Raw genomic sequence first — 23,473 nt, 5'->3', positions numbered from 1 at the left:
ATTTATTTATTCACGCATGTATATATATCGGGTTTGAGGCAAAAGGTGCAATAGCGATAAATATTCTAATATTATGATGGAAATTGAAGGATGTTGGCAAGTCAAGCGTAAAGAGTTTTTTAATTATAGTTTAAGTGTTTGCTCTTAAGGATATTGTGCCGCCGGTTTTATAAAATAATTCTACGTTTTGTACCTACGGATTTATTGAAGCTCAATCTTTTAATTTACTCAATGTAACCCGTTTATGTTTTAATCGTATAAGTGATAGGAAAGATAGCTTGATTTATTAAGCAAGAAATAAATTGACTTTTGATCAGCTTTTTAAAGCATATCATTTAAATATGATAAATTTATTACCAAATAAGACTTTTGTTAAAAAAAAAGCAACTTATTTGCATTTTAATATTCTTTGTTATAAATTTGCTATACAGATTATTGGAGTTTAAAGTACTAATATATACCGACCTTTTTTATGAAAAAAATTCTTCTTTTATTGGTTTTGGCCTTTACAACCTTCACTACATCTTTTGCAGGTGTTGGTGCTCAGAGCTTAAGCTGTACGCAGCCAACTGGGTCTCCATCTTGTGACAACACTGATTGTAGCAATCCATCTAATGGTTTCGTTGTAAATCCACCAAACTCTGGCGCAGGAACTTATACTTGTGGTTATAGCGACAGCCCAGCTGATGGCAACAAAACTATTTGTCCATACATTTACAGCGGCGGTACGTATACAAAACACTCAATTACTAATTGCAGATTTTCTCCTGGAGCGCCAATAAACTCTGGTCTTATCTTTTTAATTATTGCCGGTGCAGGTTTAGGTGCTTTCTTAATAATCAAAAAGAAACAACAATCTGATCTGACTGTGTAATTGTTAATGAGTACCGTCAACTAACCATTTTGCCAGGTTTGAACATTTTAAATACGGTAACTAAAAATATTCCTAAAAGTGCCTTACTGTTTTTAGTAAAGGCACTTTTTTTTTATTTAACATGGATATTTTTGTACCACTTTTATTTACAGCCCCGTCAAGTACTCGATCCTCCGCTTACCAATTCTTTAACCTTTTTAACCTATAAGGTTGTTAAATTAATATACGCCGATCATGTGTTGTCGTTATCCTATCATACATCTGCGCCAATGATTTTGATAGACGGTATGTATAACCTGAAAGTTTTAGACGGTTGTAATGCTCTTGAGCTGTATGTGTTTTATGTTGGATTTATTATCTGTTACGGCGCACCCTTTAAAACTTCGGCGCAGTTCATTTTAGCAGGGCTATCCGGAATATTTATTTTAAACTGGATCAGGTGTATTGTATTGTCTGTACTTAGTTTTAATCACTTCCGCTACATCGATAGCATGCATCACTACGTTTTTACTATTGCGGTGTACTCTTTTATTTTAATTTTGTGGTTTTACTTTTTTAAAGTGAGCCTTAAAATAAAGAAGTAAGGCCAAGCTCCAAACTTAATTTTACACATTGCATGAAAACTGTTATCCGGTTTATTTTAGGCGCTATATTTATAGTTTCGGGCACGGCAAAGGCTGTTGATACGCAGGCGTTTATTGGATTAATACAGGGTTATGATATTGGGTTTTTAGCCTACGCTGCTATCATCATCCCGCCGTTAGAAATCATTTTAGGTTTGTTTTTATGGTTTAACATCGAAACCAAAATTTCAGCACTAATCATGATGATATCGACTTTGTTATTTACTGCTGTTTTTTTAGAAGTGTATTTAACCAAGGGCATCGAAGACTGCGGTTGTTTTGGGTCGATTAAGTTTTTACAAATGCCGCCCTGGGCCACTGTATTGCGCAACGTGATTATCATCAGCGGCTCGTACTTTTTGTATCGCTTTCCGCCGGCCGAATCAGCAGCATACCGCAATTATAAGTTAGCCGCCATCGCTTTGGTTGGGCTGGTGGCTTTTACGGCATCATCGGTATCTTATTCAAATCCTTTAATTAATAAAAAGGCTATCAATAACCAGGATTTAACCGGGCTGGATGTATCGGCCACCTTTTTAAATCGCTTCAAAAAATTCGATCCGAAAAAGCGGTATGCCGTGTTTTTATATAGCCCGACATGTTTTCATTGCTGGGACGCGACAGCTAATATTAAAAGCCTGGCCGAATCTAAGTTTGTTGATGAAACCATCGCTTTTGCCCCAGGCGACTTGATGAAAGAACAACGTAACTACGAAGCGGCATTAAAGCCTAATTACCCAATATTCTTTTTATCATCTAAAAGCTTTTACGATATAACATCATCCACACCAGTATTGATGATTATCCAAAACAATAAAATTCAAAGCTTTAACACCAGCGGCGTGATCAAAAACGGGTTTACCATCATGAATTTTAGCGTCAATAAATAGCCATGCATGTTGCGCTAATTAAGTATTTTAGCTAATGTAACTTTAGCGTAGTGCATTTACAATGAGATTAACCAAACGGGAAGTTATAGTAATGTTGATCCTGACGATATTCAGTTTCATCGGGCATTACTATCTATCATGGCACTGCACATTGCCGCCACAGGGCAGATACATCGGTAAATTTATATGGATAGTGGTCATGGTACTTACCGGCTATATTGGCTTACTTAAGCACGAAGTTGTTTGGGTAAGTAAATTTTGGATAGTTATCAACCTCTTGCTGATGCTTTGTTTCGGGATTGACAAGCTGTTATCGCTTTATTACCATAAAGAGGCTATATTTCGAATTGCATCTCATCTTTTTACCGTGCCCATCCCATTTTTAGGTGCCTGTATTGTACCGCGTATATTTGTTGCGCAGTTTAGAAAACATTTAAAGCGTTTAGATAACTAAAGTTCAACTGCGCAGTAGTGTAAAGCGGCAATTTGTATTTAAAGCGTAAAGGCTTTAATAACTTCTTGTTTTTGATGGATGACATTGATGCACAAGGGCACTCTTATGTCGGTTTTATAAATTAGTTAGCGGCGATTTGTAAAAGGTAGAAAGTTTTAAACGACTGTTTAGCACTTATTTAAGTTGGAGGCGTGTAATCTTAAAATCATTATCTCTATGCTTGCAAGCTAATTGCACCAACACTTCAGATGTTAATCTGTTGTATAGGCATGAGAGATAGTAAAACGGGTAAGCCGTTAACCATTACTGAAGTGGACAGGGTGATTGAAATGGCATGGGAAGACCGGACACCCTTTGACGCCATACTGGCGCAGTTTGGTTTAACCGAAAAAAACGTGATTGATTTGATGCGCAGAGAAATGAAACTATCCAGTTTTAAAATGTGGCGCCAGCGCGTGCAGGGCAGGTCAACCAAACATAGAGAGCTTCAGGCTAATACCATCACCAGATTTAAATGCAACCTTCAAAGGCAAATCACTTTAAACAAGATCAGTAAACGTAAATAGTTGCTGTTGGAGCTACTTGTGCCATTTTTGATGTTGATCTTAACGTAAGCTTTTAAATAGCGCGGCCGTTGCTGGTTAGTAGCTACGTAATTAAATTGCTCTTTTAAGCCGGACCTTGCAATTCAAACCTCTCCTTGCTACCTTCGTTCGGCAATGCTAACGGACCCACTTAAAAAACATATTACGCAGATCGCTACCTTGACCGACCCGGAACTGGAATACGTCAGCACCTTTTTTACATTAAAAAAAGTGCGCAAACATCAGTATCTGGTTAACGAGGGAGAGGATGTGAAGCATGAATACCTTGTTTTGTCAGGTGTTTACAAAGTGTTTTACGTAGACGACCAGGATAAAGAGTTTATTGTCCAGTTTGCCCAACCTGATTGGTGGATGTCTGATTATGAAGCCTTTTTCAGACAGGTTAAGGCAACGATGTATATTGAGTGCCTGGTGCCCGGAGAAGTGCTGTGCTCAACTTTAGAAACGAGGGAACAACTGTCTAAAGAGTTGCACGCCATGGCATATTTTTACCGCGTTAAGCTCACTAACGGCTATTTGGCCCAACAGCAGCGTATCAAGCTGTTGCTTTCCAGCACACCGCAGCAACGTTATGATGCTTTCTCTAAATTATACCCTCAACTGCTGCAGCAGGTCCCGAAAAAGCTCATTGCCGAATACCTGGGTGTAAGCCGTGAAACCCTCAGCCGCCTGTATGCCGGCTAAATTTGTGATTTAAATCACACCATAAAAGTGATTTGCTTCCTTACGGTACCCTTCTTTTTCAACGCACATTTGCTTTGTAGTTATTCAACAAAAACTTACAGTCATGAAAAAGAAAATTTTAATCATCGTATCTAACGCCAACGCCATCGGCTCTAATAACAGAAGAACAGGAACCTTTTTACCAGAGGTGGCGCACCCTTACGCTGTGTTTACAGAGGCCGGCTATGAGATAGACTTCGCCAGTTTAAGCGGCGATACCCCATATCTGGATGCACTTAACCTGGCAGACGATCCGGAAAATCTTAAATTTTTGACAGGAGAGGGCTGGGCTGCTATGCAAAAAGCGGTAAAGCTGGAAACGATTGATGTAAAACCATATGATGTCATTTTTATTCCGGGCGGTTTAGCGCCCATGGTTGATATGGCCGACGCACCTTTGCTTAAAAATGTGATTGCCGAAACCTTTGAACGCGGTGCCGTGGTAGGAGCCGTTTGTCACGGACCGGTGTCTTTGCTCAATGTTAAATTAAGTGACGGATCTTACCTGGTTCAAGGTAAAAAGGTAGCATCGTTCACTACCGAAGAAGAAGATAGCTATGCCAGAGCTGATGTACCATTCGACCTGCAAACTGCGTTAACCGAACAAGGGGCTAAGTTTCATGCCGCTGCCCCATGGTCTGCCAATAGCATTGCCGATGGTAACCTTGTTACCGGTCAGAACCCGGCATCAGCAAAAGGTGTTGGAGAAAAGATAGTTGCTATTTTAGAAAATTAAACATTACTGTGATGAGTACAAATCATATCCATGTATTTGCCAAATGGCAGGTTAAAAAAGGCCAGACTGGTCAGGTATTGGCTTTATTAAAACAAGCGGCTGAAGCAAGCCGTCAAGAAAAGGGCAATCTTTTTTATCAGGTTCATCAGGGCACTGCTGATCCGGATACGATCGTGCTGTTTGAAGGTTATATTGATGAAAGCGCTCTGGCCGAGCACCGGGAATCATCGCATTTTCAAAGTATTGTAGTCGGGCAGATTGTTCCACTATTAGACAGCCGGGAGGTGACCATCACTAAGCCCATTTTAGATTAACAAAGAGCCGCTCCACCAAAGAGCGGCTTTTTAGATGGTGGCTATGGCTTTAGGTTAAAAAAGAATTGCCGACAGCTATCCAATTTGAGCTTAACTAAATAAACCAATCGTAGTTCGCTATTTATGTAGTAAACTACGTAAAATTTTACGTAGGTTTGTTATATGAATTCTTTACTCCATATTAAACCCATTCACAACGAATGCTGCCGGCAGATTATTGACCTCATATTAAATATTCAGCAAGCAGAATTTGGCTTAAGCATTACCATCAACCAGCAGCCCGATCTTTTAGATATTGATACCCATTATCATTTGGGTGGCGGCTGCTTTTGGGGCGCGTTTGTGGATGATGAATTGGTGGGCACTATCGCTTTAATAAATACCGGTCAACAATCTGGATGCATCCGTAAGATGTTTGTTAAAAAAGACTTTCGGGGCAAGGAATGGGGCACGGCTCAACAACTGCTGGATGTATTGCTGCAGTATTGCCGTAGTGTAAACATCGGGCATATACAACTCGGTACGGTTGCGCCATTAAAGGCCGCACACCGTTTTTATGAGCGTAACGGCTTTCAGCAAATTAATAAAAAAGATCTGCTTGCACATTTTCCGCTGATGCTGACCGACACCATGTTTTTTGAATTACATTTAGCCGAAAACTAAAAATTATGAGTGTAATTGATGAGTCGGGCGTCTTAGCCATTGCCACCCGCTTGCAACGGCTTGCCGAACGCATGCGAAAAGACAGTGCGCAGATTTACCAGGCACACGGGATTGACTTTGAGCCTAAATGGTTCCCGGTTATATATACTTTGTATCACCGGAAGGAGCTAAGCGTTGTAGAGCTTTCTGCCGAAATAGGGTATAGCCATCCATCTACCATAGGGCTTTTAAAAGAACTGGAGAAACTAAAACTCATTAAGTCTGCCAAAGATAAAACCGATGAACGTAAGCGGCTGATACAGCTCACTACCAAAGGCGAATTGTTAACAGCGCAAATGGAACCCGTTTGGCAGGTAATGGTTGCTGCAACAACACAACTGATTGATACCCAAAATAACCTTATGAAAGCGATTGAGGAAGTTGAGCAGCAAATGGATGTGCAAAGTTTTTACCAGCGCGCCAAGGTTATTATAGCAGCACCGGACAGTAAAAAGAAGTAGAAGCGTAAGTTGTTGGGCAATACGTTTTAACGCGTCTATTATTTACATTTGCCTGCCTTATGTTTGACGTATTTGCAAAATATCTGCGTAGCTGGACTGTTATCTCGGATGAGGAGATGGAGCTGATTCGCGCTGCCAGTACTGAAAAGAAGATACGTAAATGGCAGTCTATACTGCATGACGGCGAGGTTTGGAAAACCAACTGTTTTATTACCAGCGGTTGTTTTAGGTTATACCGGTTTAGCCCCGATGGTGCCGACCATACGCTCAGGTTTGGTATAGACAACTGGTGGATAACCGACCAGGAAAGTTATAACCATGAAAAGCCCTCTGATTACAATATTGAGGCCCTGGCTGCAAGCACGGTAGTATTGTGGAGTAAACCGGCATGGGAAGAACTGCTTAATACTATACCTGCCCTTAAAAGTTTTCAGGAGCAGCTTTTTGCCCGGAGCCTGGAGATGAGTAACCGGCGTATTTATTCGCTGATCAGTAATTCGGCAGAAGAAAAATACCTGGAGTTTCAAAAAACTTACCCACAAGTTTTTAATAAAGTACCGCTGCATATGGTTGCTTCCTATTTAGGAATATCCAGGGAAACGTTAAGCCGCGTGCGTACATCATTTGTAAAGAAATAAACAAACCCTTTCGGTATAGGTACGAAAGGGTTTGTAGTACTACAATAGCGGTTTGTTAGCATTAAATACTTGGATGCAAATTGCGGACCTCACTAACGCTTTCGAGCATTGCAGCCGCGTGCAATATGGTAGATTCGGCCAGCCAGCTGCCTGCCAACTGAATGGCAATAGGCAAGCCCTCACGGCTGGTGCCAAAGCGCATGGCAATGCCGGGTAAACCGGTAACGTTAAGCGGTACGGTAGCGCCCTGCAAATAGGTGGCGTCTACTTTTTGACCGTCAATCACAAATTCGCTCTCGCCGTGTTTATGCGCCGGGATGGGCAGCACATGGGTAAGCAGTACATCGTATTGTTCAAAGTATTGGGCAAAACCATCGCGCAAACGCTCGGCGGCTTGCTCAGCCTCAATAAAATCTTTCATTGAGGTTTCGGGTAGCGAAAGCATGGTTTTGGCCATTTTGTAAATTTCATTTTCGCTGCGGCCTGTAATAGCTTGTTTAAATGCCTCTTTCATTTCCATCACGTGGATGCGGTTAAAAACGTCCAGCGCAAAGTCGCGCTCCAGTGCAGGGATGCGCACCTGCTCAACCTGTGCACCTAAACTTTTAAAAGCTTCGGCAGCGGCTGCCACCGTAGCGGCTACCTCAGGGTCAACAGGGCCAAAGCCCGGACCGGTCATCCAGCCAACCCGCAACGCACGGTTGGGCAAGTTGCCGGTACCGGCATCAAACTTAACGGTGCTGCTGGCAAAAGCATCCTGGCCATCAGGCCCGGCAAGTATGCCATAAGCCAGTTTTAAATCGCTGATAGTGCGGGCCATGGGGCCTACATGCCAAAAGCGGCGGGGCTCTCGTGGCCAAACACCGGTCATGGGTATGCGGCCGTGCGTAGGTTTAAGCGAAACAATGCCGGTTTGGGCTGCCGGGCCACGTACTGAAATGGCCAGATCGGTACCCAGGCCCAGCGGAGACATTCCTGCTGCAATAGCTGCCGACTCGCCGCCGCTTGATCCGCCCGGTGTACGGGTCAAGTCCCAAGGGTTGTTTGACCGGCCGCTGAGTAGGTTATCGCTTTCAATCCAGTAAGAGAATTCGGGAAGGTTGGTTTTGGCCAAAAGTATCCCGCCCGACTGCTTCATGCGGGCAACGCTGGTGGCATCAGCATTGGGCGTGCGCCCTTTAAATATGGGCGAACCTCGTTGCGTTAGAACGTTTGCCGTATCAATAGAGTCTTTTACCGTAAAAGGTACGCCGTGCAGCGGGCCTATTGCTTTGCCGCTCATAAGGGCAGCTTCGGCAGCCTTGGCGCCGGTAAGGGCATCGGCAGCAACTGTAACTATGGCGTTCACTTTGGGGTTAAGGGTTTCAATACGGTTAAGATGAGCTTTCATCACCTCCACTGGCGATATTTCGCGGTTGCGGATCAATTGAGCGAGTGTAGTAGCATCCTGAAAATAGATAGGCTCGGTATTGCCTGTTTGGTTTTTCATGTCTTTCTGTTTAAGATTAAATGTACCGGCACTTTTAATGGCAGCGCCTGTACAAAAATGAGCAGCAACGCCCACCCCAAACGAAGTGATATGACACAATTTAACATTGACTTTTGTCACACCTTTTCAGCTGCACTCACGAATTTTTACGTTTAGTTTCGCTTAGTCCCATAACCCGGTAACCAACGCAACCAAGTTTACAACCAAAAAAAGTAACGCTATTTGCGTAACGGCTAACCCCGACCGGCATATGATAGCCATATGTATGTAGAATGAGGGTACGGGCTTGTGAATGAAAACCTTACTTGAGGCCGGTAACCCGCCCAAACAGATGTGTGCCTACCTCCTTGCTCCGTGGTATATTAACAAAGCTCTGCTCCGAAATCTGGTTTAAACCAATTATAACAAGTCATTAGCTCCGATCTCTGGTACAACAAACCTTGCGAACCGTTCTTGTGGAATTATAGCAAATGGCCTGAATGGTCGAAGTGTATGGTGATTTCGTCAACAGCTAACGTGCTTGATACATAATTTCAACGTCTTCCACATTCTTGTTTTTAAAGAATGTTCTTAACCGCTTATCGTAGCTGATGACCAAGTGATCGTTATCTTTCCAGTACAAGCTTATTGCTGAAGCGTTGAGAATAGCTTTGCCATGATCAGAGTCGGTCGTAAAAGTGTTGCCTACTTCGGTCTCATTTAAGCTATCACTAGCGTCTTTAATCGATATTTGTAGAGAATCATCTGCGGTTGCATTACCGCCTTTTAAAAACAGTATAGCCTGCTTGGTTTTTGTCGAGTTAAGTGCCCTTCTTATTAAAGAATTTGGTCCTGGTCCTAACAATGAAAAGCAACCGCTTAGTAACAGCATTAAGATAAGCGTTGTGCATATTAATGAGGCGTTAAGACTTTTCACTTTTCTAAGGTGATAAAAGTGATTTGGTTGTACAAGCATTATGTAAAGCCGTCCGCGAGTGGGGTGAGCGTCTGAGTGGAAAAGTAACTTACTTACCTGATTGAACGCAAATCATGTGGCGTAGGAAATCTTTTTAACGGATTAAAATCACCCTTAAACATGTCTAATTCATATAGCTTATTACCAGTGTTCAAGTTGAGTGAAATAAATATTGGTACACCATCTTCATCTGTACACTCAGCATTAACCAAGTCTCTTTGATAAACGCTGGTATCATCATTATCGGTAAATCGGATGCTACCCATGCCACCATCATTCATCGTATAGACAGTGGCAGGTATAGTTAAGCCATCGGGTTTATTATATGCTATACTAACTAAGTAGCTTACCAATAATATTTCCTCTTCTCGGATGGGTCTTGCTTGTAAAGGTTCCATGTTGTTATTAGGATATAATTGTGTAAAAATCGTCTTACAAAAGCTAAGGCATATCTGAGTGTAAGTAGTTATAAAGCTGCTATGTATAGGCATTCACAACGTTTCAATAACAAAGTTTATCTGCTACAGACCACCATTCATGTTCAATGTTTGTCATCAATAAAGCATTATCAAACTTAACAGATCCTTTAGGAAATATTGTTTCATTCTCAAAAAAGCTTGAGTGAACGCTACTAACTTCTAAAGGCTTCATTTCCCATGTATAAGTATTTAGATGTAGTCCATCATACTTTTTACCATTGGGGGAATAACCTGTCGCGCCCGCTTTGAAAAATACTGAGGCCTCTTGCAAATCTTTAAAGATAGAGTTTGCGCCCAACGATTGCACAAGCTTGGCATCAACAGTAATCATGGTAGCATCTGAACTCTTAAAAGCAACGTGATATTGACCAGCCTGCTCCTTAACATCAAAATGTGCATGATAGTGTCTGCCCGGAAATACCCGGCCACCTACTAAAGCGTTAAATACTGAGGAAGTATCTCGCCTGGGAATATATACGCCTTCCCTGATGTTTCCATTTTCCATCCACTCTACAGCTATGCGGTGTGCACCATTCTCAGAACCTAAACCCATCAAGGCGGGTAATCCTTTAGGCCTGATATGCTTGAGCCGTATTAGACATATGCCAGCAATAGCTTTACCTTTAAAAGCTTTAGGCGTAAATGGAGCTGGTACAATAGCCCTTGCAACATCAAGCTCAACTGTAAAATTAACCAGCATGCGTCTGTCTATTATACCTTTGATGACTGGAATTTTCATAATTGCAAACTAAGATAACGCATTACTTACATACTATATCATAGATGAATTAGTCACATTGTCTGAGTGAAGGAAGCAATAATGTTAGTCGCTTTTTGACGCTTTGTGATTCCATTTAGCATAACCTTCCTTTATCATATAGTGCTTTGAGTAACGAGGTGACTGATAGATACCAAATAAATGTACTTACGCCTGTAATGCCAATGTCTGGGTGGCTTGTAGTGTACTGTATCTCTGGGTTCGTATTCACGGCTAACGCCGTTTTTTACTTCATACAATAAGTTTCCTTTGATAAGTAAAGTGTCTGCCCGTAGTGCTTCTGTATGTGTGATGAAACGTTCTTCTAAGTCTGAGGCATTAGGTGCGTACTTAAGAAATATGGTATCTCTGTGTAGCCGGTATGTGCCGGTTGCTGCATCACCCATTGAATCGTAAAGATAATGATACTCAAACGTATGATTTGACTTGAAGTCAAGATAAGTTGACTCATTGATGCGGTCGTCGACATATTTTACTACTAAGGCCGGCTGTCCCTTAACTGTTGTCACATGCAAGGCAAGCACTAAAATTAGATATTTGAACACTGCGGTTAATTCTATAAACTAAGATACTAAATGGCCTCGCATTGCGAAGTATCCCTGCGCAAATTGGGCAAACCGTCATCATAGAGAGAACCGTAAGACGGCAAAGGGTTTAAATAAACACATTTAGAAACGAGGTTATTATAAACGCTGTATACCCGGAGGGCCAAAGAATATATGCACATTATTTCCGTGATGTAATTAGCATAAAGTAATAGGAATACAAAAGTACCACACTGAGTGTAGTAAAATTTGTCGACAGGCTTGTTCAACATAACGACATTTGGCCGGCTTTTAATAAGGTTAGGTAATGCGGAGTACCTATTTGCCTGTAATAGCTAAGTATAACTGCCCGAAAGTTTCAGATTTTCTCTTTTGATCAACTCTACGAGAAGGGTAATCATCGTGGCTGACTTATTGCTACTCCAGTGTAAACAAATTATATGGAAAGCATTAAAACATCATCTCTAAAAACTAAGGAACAAATCATTAATGATTTGAAAGGTCTGTTAGTCCTTGTTAATGACGGAAAGGAAGGTTATCAGTCAGCATCCGAGGCAACAGAATCCCAGGATCTAAAAGCATTTCTATCTCAAACTTCGGGGGAACGTATCGTATATGCTTCAGAATTGAAAGAACATATTGAAGCACACGGTGGTGAGGCCGATAATGAAAACGGTGGACTACTTGGAGGTCTGCATCGTGCCTGGCTAAATGTTAAGCAAGCATTCTCCAGCAACGACGATCAAGAGATTTTGAAAGCAATTACAACCGGGGAGCGCGCCGTTATTGCTAAATACGATGAACTGATTGCCGACTTCGCAGATCATTCTGATCACATTAAATTGTTGACAGAACAGCGTGATGGAGTTGCAAACTCATTAACTCAAATTGAAAAAAGAATTGTGCAAGCGTAATTTTTTAAGGTGACGCATCTTTACATTGGAGATTAACTAGCAATCTGTAGCTGTTTGCAAATTTGATTCAGAATATGTTAAAATGCATTGAATAGCACAAGCGGCAATCGACCCCTGTGCTATTCAATTTTTTACGATATCTCTCCAGGTAGTTTTTCTTTTAACTTCTTCCTATCTGCCTGAAGTGTCTTTTCTACGGCGCGGGTAAATATTTGATCTGTAGCATGTTTGGTGTGTCCCAAGATTTTGCTTAAAGTTTTGATTGTTACGCCTTTAAAAAGTGGTGTTGCGGACGCAAACTAAAATTTAATTTGAAAAATGCTTTTTTGCGCTTTTTATAGCGTTGATTTTAGTTTTTCGAAAGTCTGCGTTAGTTATTGCATAACATGTTATTTAATAGCATGTTATGCTACTATCGAACACCTAAAGGAGAAACATGTAATAGATGTTCAGAAATTTGGCTTTACAAAGGGTACTCGAGGGGGTAGTTAATAAAAAAACCCTTTAAATAAGCTACTTAAAGGGGCATAAAGATTCTTAGTATACACTTTGTGATCCCATCAGGATTCGAACCTGAGACCTACTGCTTAGAAGGCAGTTGCTCTATCCAGCTGAGCTACGTGTTGAAAGCCTATTTCGATGCATCTAGAGACGTCTGTGCAAACAGTGTGCAAACAGAGTAACCGGATTAATAAATTAATGAACTGTAGTGCTAATTTACGGATTTAGCTTCTAATGGTGAAATGTATTTCATGATGTATCTACCATATTTCCTAAGTTTAAGTGAATAAAAGATTTATGATGCCCATACACGGTTATAGTAATTAAGCAAGAATGGAAACGGAATAAATGTATGGTAGTGGAAGAGGTAGTGTTTATGCTTAGTCTTTCATGCCCTTCAGCAGCTACTAAACATAACTTTGCTCAGTAATTCCATAATTCTCTAATTTGCTCAATTCCAAAGTGATTTCATTTCCAGTTGATAGTGGCGATATGAACTTTGAATCAATGTTATCTTTTTGTTTTAAAGTCTCGTCTAACATAATCGACAAAGAGAGCTATCAAGGCTGCACCAACAAGTAATCCAGGTACAAACATACCATACATCTCAATTGCAAACCAAGTTCCACCTTCACCAATAGTCGGCATCGTAATGTACTCGTGTAATAGGCAAATTGCTACGAAAAGATACAAAGCTGCTATTAACCAATAAAATATAGCAGATTGCCCTTTTTTAAGTTTGTATCTAATGATGAGCGCCATGATTAAGATATATACAACTTGCAGAAACAGCAACTGTGGTAAATCGTTAGGCATCGTATTTACAATTATAACTTGCTTAATCCACAATTAATCAATTTATTTACTTTATGCGGGTATATAAAATCTTGGATTAAAAGCCGAAAACATAAAATGGACAGTTTTATGAAAAGGGTTATTTTATAGGACCTCTATTGAAAAGTGTCCAAACTTTAGATTTGATAATCCATGATTTTTTGAGAAGTCCTATTTCTTGATGCTGATGAGAATGCAGAACTGAAATAACTGATTAGATACGGCAAGCGACGTATATCAGTAATATTCAATGGAATCTTGAATAGAGACAACCTTGCTGCCCGTTTTATTAAAATGTGTTTGTGATGTTTTATTGCCGGCTTTATCATACTCGTACACTTTCTTAGTATTCAGATCGTCTTCCAGATAGTCTGTTTCAACCGACACCTGGTTTAAAGCATTGTATTCGTACACAGTTTTGCTTACTTTTCCTGTTTTGTTATTGTAACCTAATAAGGTGATTTCGTTGCCTGCCTTATCGTAAATCCTTTTCAATTCGTGGTTTTTACTTCCATTCAAATCGCTATTGGTTATCTTAGCTAATTGGCCTTTTCGATTATATTCATACTCTTCTTGATAATCAAACTCATGATGCTCAGACCGGGAGATATATTTGATCTTTCTATTAAATGAGTCAAAATGATATTCATCAGAAGATAATAGCCGACCTGCGCTGTTAAAGGTTGATTTGCTCAGTAAGTTATTATTACTATCGTAAGTGTACGTTATGGTTTCCGAACTGTAGATAGCAAGTGTTGAAGGGTACAGCGTGTAATTATCCTTGATTTCCTTAGTTAACCGACTTTTATGGTCGTACTCAAAAGACGACGAGTATCGTAGTCTTTCCACTTTGCCTATATACTCGTATTGTTTCGAAGTCGCCTTTTGTCTGTTAATGTAACTGTAAGCGATTTTGCTGAATAAATTGCCAGAGGAGGAATGAGCTTGCGTTTCTTCTAAAAGATTACCTGCATCATCATAAGCGTAGCTTGTTGTAAAGTCATCATCGGTCACCCTAGTTCTTTTTCCGGCAGCGTTATACCAAATCTTAGAATAACCGCATGGTGTTTCCTTCCCATCACAATACAACGCTATAACTGTTATACGACTGTTCCTATCATAACTTGAAGCTTTGATGAGTTTGCCACCAGTGTAATGTTTTATGGATTTTACGCTACCTTTAAATCCACCTAATTGAACGTCATTTTGGGCATAAGTCGTTAAGCTCAGTAACAACGCAGCGACCGACAGAATTAAACAAGCTCTCATGTGGTATATTAAACTAGCCTTAAATCTAAGCAGAATTAATAACACGGTTGCTGTAATCACTAAAGGAAACGTTGGTTAATCCAGAGATTCTTAAAAACGTTACTTTAAACAGGTAAGAAAAATCTTGGATTAAGAAATATATTTACAACTACACTTTTATCAAAAATGGGGTTTTTATATCCCCTTCATATGAACTGTAGGTAATCGGTATTTTGAGAATGAATAATACTTAACCGTCGTCCATCATTCTTTACAAGGCAAGACTGTTGAATAACTGCTCAGACAACTTATGTAAATAAAGATTGGATTGAGAATAGCGAATAAGAAGTGTGTCGAGTCATTTTCAACTACACTTCACATAAATTTTGGGGTTTTATACCCACTTTTAGTTAAGTGTAAGTGAATATTGGTTTTGCGGATTGTGGGTTACATCACACCACTCAAGCATTATAAGTCCGAAAAAGATTGATGGATGTTTGGTGGCCTGTCAAGTAATTTCCCATGAAATTGATTAAACAAGAATTTTACAGTTTCGGCTTCTAATGGTTAGATACAGATGGTGTTTTAGAACCAGGAAAGATGCCATGTTCTCATATTAAAGTCATGCTAGAACCGAGCAGTATTTATAAGATTCAACTAAAATAAAGAAGTTTGCTTGTCAGAACCTGAAGAAGCACTTTCCTGATTAAATACAGGTAGCTTGCCCTCCCATTCATACAATGCATCTTTAGGCTTGCCATCCGGTTGCGGTTTGTTGCTTCTAATGGTAAATACCGGATGATGATCCAAGCCATCAGACGGCATACGGAACTGAAAAATCTCTGTCATATCGTTTTCACTTAAATCAGCCTGCAACCATGCTTTCTCTAATTCAGGCGTCAGAAATAGTGGCATACGGTGCTTATTATCGCCATCATTGTGAATCCACATCATTAGTTCATTGGCTGCCCTGGTAATCATAGTGAACGAACTTTCCTTATAAATCTCACCTGTTTCCTGATCTACTTCTTCACTGATCTGGTAGAGTGCTGGTACATAAAAACCATCACGCCCTTTTTCATTAACCAGGTAAGGGATTTTGTTTTTAAAACCCGCGACCTTACGGTGCTCATAGATACCCGTCACCGGAATAAGGCAACGCTTGTTGCGCAGCTTGTACCAGTAGGACTTATGGTCGCCAAGAATGCGCTCTGACTGTGCGTTCACCATGTTACGGCGTCGAAGTTGTCGCTGCTTTGGGTCTTTTTCATAAGCAGGAATAATTCCCCAACTCATATTTTCGAGCAGTAACTCACCACGGTTAGTGAGTATCGGGTAATGTGGCAGTACCTCGCAGGTTACGTGAACCATTTGGTCAGAATGCTGCGTCACCTCAGGTGATATTTTTACACCTCTGAAGTCACGGGTCACAATCTGAATGTCTGCGTGTAAACTGATATCTCTGCACATAATATCTTATTTAATCATGGTATAAAAGAATGCCGTATGGCTGTTTGTTCCTGAAGTTATGGTCGCTTTAACCCGGCCATGCTCAACAAATATACGCACGTCATATCCGCCATCCTTAGGCATACGAATATACTTAATATATCCGTGCACGTTCTTGACATATGCCTTTTGTAGTTTTTTCTCATGAGCAAGATCAATGGTGCCGTTAAAGAAAACAAAGTAGCCTGAACCTATCCCTGTAAGTGCAATGATCTTCTCACAATCCGTTTCATCCAATAGGTTCTGCAGTTTGCCTTCATTTGGAGCCAGTTCTCTTACATGCAACTCAGCCTCATGTTCCTGGCTATACGCTGTAATCAAAAAACCTTTGTTAAATGGTACTCCGGGCCATTCAAAGCGCTGGATCACTATATAAGGTGTCTCATTTTCAATTAACCGGCTAACAGCGGTATTGTTAACCGGAAGGAACGGGTTGTAAAATAGGTTTGTCATTTTATTTAGCTAAAGCGAGGATCAGGCTTAATGGGTAAAACTGCCATCTTTTCTACGATAATTGAAGGAAAGCCGAAGCTTTCTGTTATCTTCCCTAAGATGAGGTATAAACCTCCTTTTTGGAAAGGATGTTTGGCTAGAACTGCCGGGAAATGCACAGTGTCAAAGAATGCGCCGTCTCTATCTAAGAAAGTGCCGAATGCCATTGTTTCGCCTTTTTTAGTTCTTGTTGGTTTCGCAGTGACGTAAAGCCCCAGCATCTTTACAACTTTGCCTGTATGGTTAAGCAAATCACGTGCGCCTATTTGACCGCGAAAGTTAGTTTGCAGCATGGTAAAAGGGGAGAGCGATAGCGAGAAACGTAAGAACTCCATTTCGTCAAAAAAGTCCTCTTCGCTGAATGACTGGAACTGTGGTATGGTAATTTCAACGGCTTGCGGACGCATTAGTGCTCTCGAGCCAGGAACAATGCTTTTAACTTGTCTACGTTTTTCAAAGATTATATTGACCAGCCACATGAGTGCCTTTTTATTTTGTCCGGTAAAACGTAATGCACCACTCCTTAAAAGCAACAAAGCCTGTTGTAAGGTGATGCCTGTCCGCTCGATAAAATTTTCTATAGAAGTAAATATACCTTCTTCCTGGCGGGCATTGATGATGTTACCCAGAACAGCAGTTTCAAGTCCTTGAATGAGGTTCAATCCTAAATAAACGTCATCCCCGCGAATAATAGCTTTGTCCTGACTGTTATTGACGCACGGCAGGTGAACTATTGCTCCTGATTTGCGAGCCTCTGCGACATAGAGCCATTTTTGATAAAAACCACCCTCGTTATTGATCACTGCCACCATGAACTCTTTAGGAAAGTATGTTTTAAGATATAAGCTTTGGTAGCTTTCTACGGCATAGCTGGCTGAATGGGCTTTGGAAAAAGAATAGCCTGCAAAACTGGAAATCTGCCTCCATAGTTCGTTGGTTGTTGTTTCTGGCCGTTCCAGTGCTTTACTGCCTGCAAAAAACTTATCCTGAATCTCAGGCAGATGATGCGCTCCACGGGTCTTGCCTGACATGAGCCTTCGCAAGACATCCGCATCAGCAAGGTCCAGCCCTGCATAGTGGTGGGCAACCTTTAATACATCTTCCTGGTAAACCATGACGCCGTATGTTTCCCGCAGCTGTTCTTTTAAAACTGGGTGTAAATATTCTACTTTGTCGGGATTATGAAAGCGCCTGATGTATTCATCCATCATACCGCTACTACCAACGCCTGGGCGTATAATGCTGGAAGCTGCGACTAAGGTTAAGTAATCACTGCAACGCAATTTGCTGAGTACGCCACGCATAGCAGGGCTCTCGATATAAAAGCAGCCGATCGTATCCCCGCTCTTGAGCTGCGTATTGACATTGACATCTTTTTTAATACTTGGGATATCATGAATGTCAACTGCTTTGCCACTATTTTGACGTATAATATCCACCGTTTCCCTAATATGCCCAATACCGCGCTGACTTAGGATGTCCAACTTTTCAAAGCCTGCTTTGGCAGCTGTGTACATATCAAACTGGGTAGTCAGCAGTCCTTTAGGTGGCAGGTCTAATGCCGTGTAATAAGCAATCGGAATTTCGCTGATTAAAACACCTCCGGCATGAATGCTTCTGTTGTGCGGGAAATCACTAATCCTTTCAAATACTTTTAAGATCTTCCTTGCGATTTGGTCGTCAGCACGAATATCTTTGGGTGATTCGATCATAATATCAATATCCCGCTTAGGAAGGCCATAGACTTTACCTAGCTCCCTAATGATACTTCGGTCTTGAAAGGTGGTCATCATGCCCAGTAGCGCTGTATGCTTAGGGTCGTAGCGTTTAAAGATATAATCAAAGATTTCGTCCCGTTCCTTCCAACTGAAGTCCAAATCAAAATCAGGAGGCGCATTGCGTTTGGGGTTGAGAAAGCGCTCAAAGTAAAGGTCCAGTTCTATAGGGCAGACATCAGTAATTCGCATGCAATAAGCCACGATGCTATTGGCTCCACTGCCCCTGCCTACATGATAGAAGCCTCTGCGCGTGGCATAACTCACTACATCATGCGTAGTTAAAAAATAGGCTGAGAAACCTAACTTGTCGATGATCTCCAATTCATGCTTGAGCCGCTTCAATGCCTCTTTATGCTTTTTGCCATATCGGTCTGCCCATCCTTCCATTGCGTACTTTTCCAGCAGCAATTTGTCGTTAGAAGCACTATTGGTAAAAGTCTTTTTATTTTTACAGGTAACAAAGTCAAAGTCAAATCGGCAGTTTGACAGTAAATGATCTGTATTGTAGATGATTTTAGGATAGGCGCTGTAAAAAGTGACGAGTTCCTGAACGGACAGCAATACTTCATCTGTCCTTGCCATTTGTCCTGGCTGCAGGTGATCAATCAGTGCGTTGTGCTTGATGGCAACTAACTGTCGGTGCAGGTCAAAGTCACTCCGCGCCTTGACAGTCACTGGCGACCAGATAACCAACCGCTCAATAAAAGCCTTAGGTTTACCAAACAGCTTGTTTATCTGAGCAGGTCTAATACCTAAGTATTCATACTCACGCAACCCATCGAGCGTTTGCCGAAATGGATATAACACATATACGTTTTGCCACTCTGGTGCCTGTATAGGGAACGGCTTCTTTAATTGATTGTACTGGGTCAGGTACTCGTTAATTTCTCTAAAGCCGTCATTGTTGCGGGCAATAGCAATAAATAGTAATTGGTCATCATTCCTGAATTCTGCACCTGCAAGGCCAGTGAACTGTTTTTGCTGACACTCTTCAATGAAGTCTAAAACAGCGCTGGTATTGTTAATATCAGTTAAGACCGCTGCCTGGTACCCGTTTAAAATTAGTTCATTTACCAGTTCGCGGATAGGAATAGTGCCGTATTGCAGGCTGTAGTTGCTGTGGACGTTGATTAGCATCACTCATTTCCCTCCCTCTTTGATTTTATTAGGTGTGACGATGGGAAGCGCGCCTGCTTTGATTACTGCGCTGTGACCAAATCTGTTTCTTAACTTGTCAATGCTCTGGTAAAGCGCAATATGCGTTCCTGTATCGTTAAATAAATCAATCTGGTAGTTGGCCGTCACAAGCTGGCTGAACTTTACGCCAATCAACCTGATTAACACCCTGCGCTCGTAAAGCTTTGTAAACAGCTCCCAGGTAACTTCGGAAATATCTTCATCAAATGAGCTGGCCTTGATCTTTCGCTGCTGTGTATGGGTTTCAAAATCCGAGTACCGTATCTTTACCGTAACGCAGGTAGTCATTTTATTGCTGGCACGTAGTTCGAAGGCCAGTTCTGTAACCATTTGCAGAATCCTGCTGCGTAGAAGTTCCAGATGAGTGGTGTCTTGTGAAAATGTTGCCTCACGGCTGATGCTCTTAGATTCAGAGTAGGGGATAACCGGCGAGTCATCTATGGCATTTGCCCTGTCCCATAAAGCCAAGCCATTCCTTCCAAACGTCGCTTCCAGTAGATTTGGACTTAGCCGGTGAACATCCTGTATAAACTTAACGCCCATCAGTGCCAGTTGCATACCTGTTTCTTTGCCGACTCCGGGAATCTTTTTAACTGGAAGCGGAGAAAAAAAACGGCGTTCGGTTCCTAACTCTACTTGTTTTCGGCCTAATGGCTTGCTTACTGTAGTGGCAACCTTACTCACTAATTTGTTTACAGACAAGCCAAAGGAAATAGGTAACCATGTTTCTTTAGTAATTCTCTCACATAGCTCAAGCGTATACTTATAGCTCCCAAAGTATTTGTCAAAACCAGTAAGGTCTAGGTAATGCTCATCTATGGATGCTTTTTCAACGACCGGAATTTGGTCTTTAATGATGGCAGTTACTTCCGCCGACTTCTCACTATAAGAGTCGTAATCTCCACGCCTAACAATGAGCTGCGGGCACAGGCGTTTAGCAATTTTCATAGCCATACCACTATGTACACCGAATTGGCGAGCCTCGTAACTGCAAGAAGCTACCACGGCGCGATCTCCTTCACCTCCAACAGCTACCGGCTTTCCTTTGATGGAGCTGTCTTTAAGCGCTTCTACAGACACAAAAAATGTGTCCAGGTCAAAATGAACGATACAGCGACTTCCCATAACTTTGAGGTTGAAATACTAAAAAACAACGCAATTATATACAAAGTGTTCTTTAAATACTAATATTGTTAGTAATTAAAATATAAGTTATATTGGATATTTAGTTATAAATAGCTTATAAACAAATGTTTGTGACTGGTTATCTTTCGCCAATCTTGATTCGCAAGTAATTGTTGTAAAACGTGCGAAGTACTGATGATGGGTGACCAAATCTTATGATGCAAGTGTTTAATGGCTACTATGAGAGCTGTAGCTACATGTTAGCTTGAGGATTCTTAGATATGGTTATTACTTTAGCCTAATAATCTCATAACTTGCTTACGTTATCTTTTATACAGCATGAAGAAATACTTATCACCCTTTTTAGTCTGCATAGTTATGCTTTTCCTCATTTCATGGGGCTTTACTGGTCACCGTGTTATTGCCCTGATTGCCGAGCGACATTTAACGCCACAGGCTAAAGCTGCCGTTGCCGACTTATTAGTTGGTGAAAGCATGGCAGAGGTGAGTACCTGGGCAGACCAGGTACGTAATCAGGGTCAGTACAAGCATACATCAGGCTGGCACTTCATCAATCTGCCTTTGGGGTTGAGTCACACTGAGTTCAATAAGACCGTTGTACTGATGGAAAAGGACAACGTTTATAGCGCAGTTCGTAAAGCGCAGCAAAACCTGATGAACCCTAAGCTGTCCAAAGCGGAAAGATCGGAGAGCTTAAAGTTTCTCATACACTTGGTTGGTGATTTGCATCAGCCCATGCATGTTTCCAGAGCAGAAGATAAAGGTGGTAATACCGTCCAACTTAATTTTGAAGGTAAGGGAACCAACCTGCACAGTTTGTGGGATTCACGGTTAATAGACAAGAAAGGATTGTCAGAGGCTCAACTGGTAAACGAATACGATAAGATACCACCTGCGACAATTACCAAGTGGCAGCAAACGCCAATGATCGACTGGATATGGGAAAGCTATCAGGCATCAAGTAAGCTCTATGCAGAGGTTGATCAAATGAAGAGTAGAGCCATAGGTGAGGATTATTATAAATCTCATATTGCCATTGTAGATCAGCGTATCGAACAAGCCGGCATTCGGTTAGCTGCCATGCTCAACGAAATTTATAAAGGCAAAGGCCCCTATGATGGCAACCTGCTTGCTCCACCTTCTCAAGACCTACCTGCAGAAACTCAGGATTCTACCGCAGATTTTGTTCCCATTAATGAATTAAAAGCCAATATAGGCAAGCAACTGGGTACAGAAGGCAAAGTGTTTGGATATAAAGATTTCGGCAGTATGGTGTTGCTGAACGTTGGTGCAGCCTATCCCAATCAACCGCTTACAGTCGTATTAAGAGGCAAAGCAAAAGAGCTGGCAACTAAAGTAGATGGCAAGGAAATCACGATTATCGGAAAGGTAAGCTTGTATAAAGCCAAACCTCAGATCGAGGTCTCAAACCCGAAGGACATTATTATTCATTAGTAGCCATTATAAGCTAAAAGAGGCTATAGCTTATCTAATCTATATTCAACTTTCGGGCTGCTTAATATATTTACTAGCGTTGGAAAGCACCCATTTTATTCCTATATCTGTTAACTTACAAACCATATATAATTCACCCTGACTATTATAATCACTCTCTTCTGATGTTGCTACCAGTTGCTTGCTTTCTAAAGTTTTAAGCGCTATCCCTGTTGCAAATCCATCATATTTAGCTTGCTCCATTTTTATCTTTAAATTATAAACACTCATTGTATCTAAGGATGTAAATTGATTCTCAGCTATAATAAGTATGGCAGCTATCTCGTGACCACCCAAGCCATCAGAATTTGATGCTTGCACGGTATGTAATGATTTGACTTTCTTACTTTGATTAAGTAAAGCAGTGATTCTGTTTGTTATTGCGACTGAAAGTGCTTGAAAATCGCTGACAGATCTTGTTTTATAATTAATAATAGTCTTATGTCTAATATCAAATGGAAAACTACCTGCCCTCTCATCAGAGCATACCATTACTACATCTTTACCGCAAGCAAATGCAAACCCTAATTCATACCAAACATTAGGGTTGTCGATCGTAATATCAGCAAAACATATAGCAGAATTTGCTATGCCTTTTTCAATGTCTTCGATTGGAATGCGTACTCCTGGATCACTATCGATTCTGTACGGCTCTAGTCCGGCAGTGCTAATTGCTGGAGCGTACGTGTCTGCGAAGCGTTGATCAAACCTGTCTTTGTCAAATGGTTGTATCACAAAACATCTTTCCATTCTGTATTATAACTGCGTAATTTAATTGTTTTAGGAGCTACGTATAGCAATTTGGGAACTTAATAAATACAACACATTGCAAAACTATTATCAAGTCTATCAGCTTCCAATTCTGGAGAAACATAATAAGGTTGATGTATAGTTACATGGTAAATATATATTAATAAACGCAATTTTAATTAACTTCATGAAGTAGCTTGTTCAAAACAAGCTATCTTATGGGCTAATAACAGGCTGTTTTAGGCTTGCACGTTTGAACGTATGATGAAAACATGGGTGCAGCCTATCAAAACCAATTACTAACGGTGACCCTGAGAGGTGAAGTTGTGAAAGCTTTTAGAGAA

25 protein-coding genes are annotated in these 23,473 nt (G+C 41.0%); 13 read left to right on the top strand and 12 right to left on the bottom strand.

Annotated features, from left to right (window positions below; translation table 11 throughout):
- The first annotated feature begins 472 nt into the window (after positions 1-472).
- The 11 genes from AAGR14_RS14380 (at position 473) to AAGR14_RS14330 (ending at position 7,020) form a co-directional block, all read left to right on the top strand.
- Positions 473-874: a hypothetical protein gene (locus AAGR14_RS14380; protein WP_342644922.1), complete on the top strand. Its 402-nt coding sequence runs from the start codon at positions 473-475 to the stop codon at positions 872-874.
- Between the two features lie 38 nt (positions 875-912).
- Entirely contained in the window at positions 913-1,458 is a 546-nt protein-coding gene (locus tag AAGR14_RS14375) for a hypothetical protein (protein WP_342644921.1), read from the top strand.
- Positions 1,459-1,490: 32 nt separating this feature from the next.
- Positions 1,491-2,387 (top strand): MauE/DoxX family redox-associated membrane protein, encoded by an 897-nt coding sequence (locus AAGR14_RS14370; protein WP_342644920.1) that lies wholly within the window; start codon positions 1,491-1,493, stop codon positions 2,385-2,387.
- A 61-nt stretch (positions 2,388-2,448) separates the two neighbouring features.
- Positions 2,449-2,841: a hypothetical protein gene (locus AAGR14_RS14365; RefSeq protein ID WP_342644919.1), complete on the top strand. Its 393-nt coding sequence runs from the start codon at positions 2,449-2,451 to the stop codon at positions 2,839-2,841.
- Positions 2,842-3,110: 269 nt separating this feature from the next.
- Entirely contained in the window at positions 3,111-3,407 is a 297-nt protein-coding gene (locus tag AAGR14_RS14360) for a TIGR03643 family protein (protein ID WP_342644918.1), read from the top strand.
- Between the two features lie 198 nt (positions 3,408-3,605).
- On the top strand, positions 3,606-4,130 hold the full coding sequence (locus AAGR14_RS14355) for a Crp/Fnr family transcriptional regulator (RefSeq protein WP_342644917.1): 525 nt from the start codon (positions 3,606-3,608) through the stop codon (positions 4,128-4,130).
- Positions 4,131-4,233: 103 nt separating this feature from the next.
- Complete coding sequence (locus AAGR14_RS14350) at positions 4,234-4,905, top strand: type 1 glutamine amidotransferase domain-containing protein (RefSeq protein WP_342644916.1); 672 nt, start codon at positions 4,234-4,236, stop codon at positions 4,903-4,905.
- An 11-nt stretch (positions 4,906-4,916) separates the two neighbouring features.
- Positions 4,917-5,219: a putative quinol monooxygenase gene (locus AAGR14_RS14345; RefSeq protein WP_342644915.1), complete on the top strand. Its 303-nt coding sequence runs from the start codon at positions 4,917-4,919 to the stop codon at positions 5,217-5,219.
- Positions 5,220-5,381: 162 nt separating this feature from the next.
- Positions 5,382-5,882, top strand: a complete 501-nt coding sequence (locus tag AAGR14_RS14340) for a GNAT family N-acetyltransferase (protein ID WP_342644914.1) — start codon at positions 5,382-5,384, stop codon at positions 5,880-5,882.
- Positions 5,883-5,887: 5 nt separating this feature from the next.
- The gene (locus AAGR14_RS14335; protein WP_342644913.1) at positions 5,888-6,382 is read left to right on the top strand and encodes a MarR family winged helix-turn-helix transcriptional regulator; all 495 of its coding nucleotides are present in this window, start codon (positions 5,888-5,890) and stop codon (positions 6,380-6,382) included.
- 59 nt (positions 6,383-6,441) lie between these two features.
- A complete protein-coding gene (locus AAGR14_RS14330; RefSeq protein WP_342644912.1) occupies positions 6,442-7,020 on the top strand; it encodes a Crp/Fnr family transcriptional regulator in 579 nt (192 codons plus the stop codon).
- 61 nt (positions 7,021-7,081) lie between these two features.
- On the opposite strand, the gene AAGR14_RS14325 is transcribed toward AAGR14_RS14330, so the two are convergent.
- The 5 genes from AAGR14_RS14325 to AAGR14_RS14305 all read right to left on the bottom strand — a co-directional run bounded on the left by AAGR14_RS14325 (position 7,082) and on the right by AAGR14_RS14305 (position 11,230).
- Complete coding sequence (locus tag AAGR14_RS14325; protein WP_342644911.1) at positions 7,082-8,509, bottom strand: amidase; 1,428 nt, start codon at positions 8,507-8,509, stop codon at positions 7,082-7,084.
- Positions 8,510-9,020: 511 nt separating this feature from the next.
- On the bottom strand, positions 9,021-9,425 hold the full coding sequence (locus AAGR14_RS14320; protein WP_342644910.1) for a hypothetical protein: 405 nt from the start codon (positions 9,423-9,425) through the stop codon (positions 9,021-9,023).
- Positions 9,426-9,517: 92 nt separating this feature from the next.
- Positions 9,518-9,862 (bottom strand): hypothetical protein, encoded by a 345-nt coding sequence (locus AAGR14_RS14315; protein WP_342644909.1) that lies wholly within the window; start codon positions 9,860-9,862, stop codon positions 9,518-9,520.
- Between the two features lie 103 nt (positions 9,863-9,965).
- Positions 9,966-10,682 (bottom strand): DUF2071 domain-containing protein, encoded by a 717-nt coding sequence (locus AAGR14_RS14310; RefSeq protein WP_342644908.1) that lies wholly within the window; start codon positions 10,680-10,682, stop codon positions 9,966-9,968.
- A 134-nt stretch (positions 10,683-10,816) separates the two neighbouring features.
- The gene (locus tag AAGR14_RS14305; RefSeq protein ID WP_342644907.1) at positions 10,817-11,230 is read right to left on the bottom strand and encodes a hypothetical protein; all 414 of its coding nucleotides are present in this window, start codon (positions 11,228-11,230) and stop codon (positions 10,817-10,819) included.
- A 476-nt stretch (positions 11,231-11,706) separates the two neighbouring features.
- Here AAGR14_RS14305 and AAGR14_RS14300 point away from each other — a divergent pair, with 476 nt between their 5' ends.
- Positions 11,707-12,180: a PA2169 family four-helix-bundle protein gene (locus AAGR14_RS14300; protein WP_342644906.1), complete on the top strand. Its 474-nt coding sequence runs from the start codon at positions 11,707-11,709 to the stop codon at positions 12,178-12,180.
- 1,011 nt (positions 12,181-13,191) lie between these two features.
- Here AAGR14_RS14300 and AAGR14_RS14295 read toward each other — a convergent pair.
- The 6 genes from AAGR14_RS14295 to dinB all read right to left on the bottom strand — a co-directional run bounded on the left by AAGR14_RS14295 (position 13,192) and on the right by dinB (position 20,864).
- Positions 13,192-13,497, bottom strand: a complete 306-nt coding sequence (locus AAGR14_RS14295; protein ID WP_342644905.1) for a hypothetical protein — start codon at positions 13,495-13,497, stop codon at positions 13,192-13,194.
- Positions 13,498-13,752: 255 nt separating this feature from the next.
- Positions 13,753-14,529, bottom strand: a complete 777-nt coding sequence (locus AAGR14_RS14290; RefSeq protein ID WP_342644904.1) for a hypothetical protein — start codon at positions 14,527-14,529, stop codon at positions 13,753-13,755.
- An 891-nt stretch (positions 14,530-15,420) separates the two neighbouring features.
- On the bottom strand, positions 15,421-16,233 hold the full coding sequence (locus AAGR14_RS14285; protein WP_342644903.1) for an SOS response-associated peptidase family protein: 813 nt from the start codon (positions 16,231-16,233) through the stop codon (positions 15,421-15,423).
- 6 nt (positions 16,234-16,239) lie between these two features.
- On the bottom strand, positions 16,240-16,725 hold the full coding sequence (locus tag AAGR14_RS14280; RefSeq protein WP_342644902.1) for a hypothetical protein: 486 nt from the start codon (positions 16,723-16,725) through the stop codon (positions 16,240-16,242).
- 5 nt (positions 16,726-16,730) lie between these two features.
- On the bottom strand, positions 16,731-19,679 hold the full coding sequence (gene dnaE, locus AAGR14_RS14275; protein ID WP_342644901.1) for a DNA polymerase III subunit alpha: 2,949 nt from the start codon (positions 19,677-19,679) through the stop codon (positions 16,731-16,733).
- Positions 19,680-19,682: 3 nt separating this feature from the next.
- Positions 19,683-20,864, bottom strand: coding sequence for a DNA polymerase IV (gene dinB / locus AAGR14_RS14270; RefSeq protein ID WP_342644900.1), 1,182 nt, complete (start codon positions 20,862-20,864; stop codon positions 19,683-19,685).
- A 378-nt stretch (positions 20,865-21,242) separates the two neighbouring features.
- Here dinB and AAGR14_RS14265 point away from each other — a divergent pair, with 378 nt between their 5' ends.
- Positions 21,243-22,340, top strand: coding sequence for a S1/P1 nuclease (locus tag AAGR14_RS14265; RefSeq protein WP_342644899.1), 1,098 nt, complete (start codon positions 21,243-21,245; stop codon positions 22,338-22,340).
- Positions 22,341-22,385: 45 nt separating this feature from the next.
- Here the strand turns inward: AAGR14_RS14265 and AAGR14_RS14260 are convergent, their stop codons facing one another.
- Positions 22,386-23,129 (bottom strand): hypothetical protein, encoded by a 744-nt coding sequence (locus AAGR14_RS14260; protein WP_342644898.1) that lies wholly within the window; start codon positions 23,127-23,129, stop codon positions 22,386-22,388.
- Positions 23,130-23,473: the final 344 nt, after the last annotated feature.

Source organism: Mucilaginibacter sp. CSA2-8R (genome assembly GCF_038806765.1).
Classification (GTDB): Bacteria; Bacteroidota; Bacteroidia; order Sphingobacteriales; family Sphingobacteriaceae; genus Mucilaginibacter.
The sequence above is the reverse complement of the archived record's forward strand: the minus strand, read 5'-3'. Positions and strand labels throughout refer to the sequence as shown.

Coding starts and splice junctions, on each gene's coding strand:
- AAGR14_RS14310 (WP_342644908.1), bottom strand. CDS start 10,682: ATGAAAATTCCAGTCATCAAAGGTATAATAGACAGACGCATGCTGGTT.
- AAGR14_RS14330 (WP_342644912.1), top strand. CDS start 6,442: ATGTTTGACGTATTTGCAAAATATCTGCGTAGCTGGACTGTTATCTCG.
- AAGR14_RS14265 (WP_342644899.1), top strand. CDS start 21,243: ATGCTTTTCCTCATTTCATGGGGCTTTACTGGTCACCGTGTTATTGCC.
- AAGR14_RS14295 (WP_342644905.1), bottom strand. CDS start 13,497: ATGCCTAACGATTTACCACAGTTGCTGTTTCTGCAAGTTGTATATATC.
- AAGR14_RS14340 (WP_342644914.1), top strand. CDS start 5,382: ATGAATTCTTTACTCCATATTAAACCCATTCACAACGAATGCTGCCGG.
- AAGR14_RS14335 (WP_342644913.1), top strand. CDS start 5,888: ATGAGTGTAATTGATGAGTCGGGCGTCTTAGCCATTGCCACCCGCTTG.
- AAGR14_RS14365 (WP_342644919.1), top strand. CDS start 2,449: ATGAGATTAACCAAACGGGAAGTTATAGTAATGTTGATCCTGACGATA.
- AAGR14_RS14300 (WP_342644906.1), top strand. CDS start 11,707: ATGGAAAGCATTAAAACATCATCTCTAAAAACTAAGGAACAAATCATT.
- dinB (WP_342644900.1), bottom strand. CDS start 20,864: ATGGGAAGTCGCTGTATCGTTCATTTTGACCTGGACACATTTTTTGTG.
- AAGR14_RS14370 (WP_342644920.1), top strand. CDS start 1,491: ATGAAAACTGTTATCCGGTTTATTTTAGGCGCTATATTTATAGTTTCG.
- AAGR14_RS14380 (WP_342644922.1), top strand. CDS start 473: ATGAAAAAAATTCTTCTTTTATTGGTTTTGGCCTTTACAACCTTCACT.
- AAGR14_RS14325 (WP_342644911.1), bottom strand. CDS start 8,509: ATGAAAAACCAAACAGGCAATACCGAGCCTATCTATTTTCAGGATGCT.
- dnaE (WP_342644901.1), bottom strand. CDS start 19,679: ATGCTAATCAACGTCCACAGCAACTACAGCCTGCAATACGGCACTATT.
- AAGR14_RS14260 (WP_342644898.1), bottom strand. CDS start 23,129: ATGGAAAGATGTTTTGTGATACAACCATTTGACAAAGACAGGTTTGAT.
- AAGR14_RS14285 (WP_342644903.1), bottom strand. CDS start 16,233: ATGTGCAGAGATATCAGTTTACACGCAGACATTCAGATTGTGACCCGT.
- AAGR14_RS14350 (WP_342644916.1), top strand. CDS start 4,234: ATGAAAAAGAAAATTTTAATCATCGTATCTAACGCCAACGCCATCGGC.
- AAGR14_RS14280 (WP_342644902.1), bottom strand. CDS start 16,725: ATGACAAACCTATTTTACAACCCGTTCCTTCCGGTTAACAATACCGCT.
- AAGR14_RS14360 (WP_342644918.1), top strand. CDS start 3,111: ATGAGAGATAGTAAAACGGGTAAGCCGTTAACCATTACTGAAGTGGAC.
- AAGR14_RS14345 (WP_342644915.1), top strand. CDS start 4,917: ATGAGTACAAATCATATCCATGTATTTGCCAAATGGCAGGTTAAAAAA.
- AAGR14_RS14315 (WP_342644909.1), bottom strand. CDS start 9,862: ATGGAACCTTTACAAGCAAGACCCATCCGAGAAGAGGAAATATTATTG.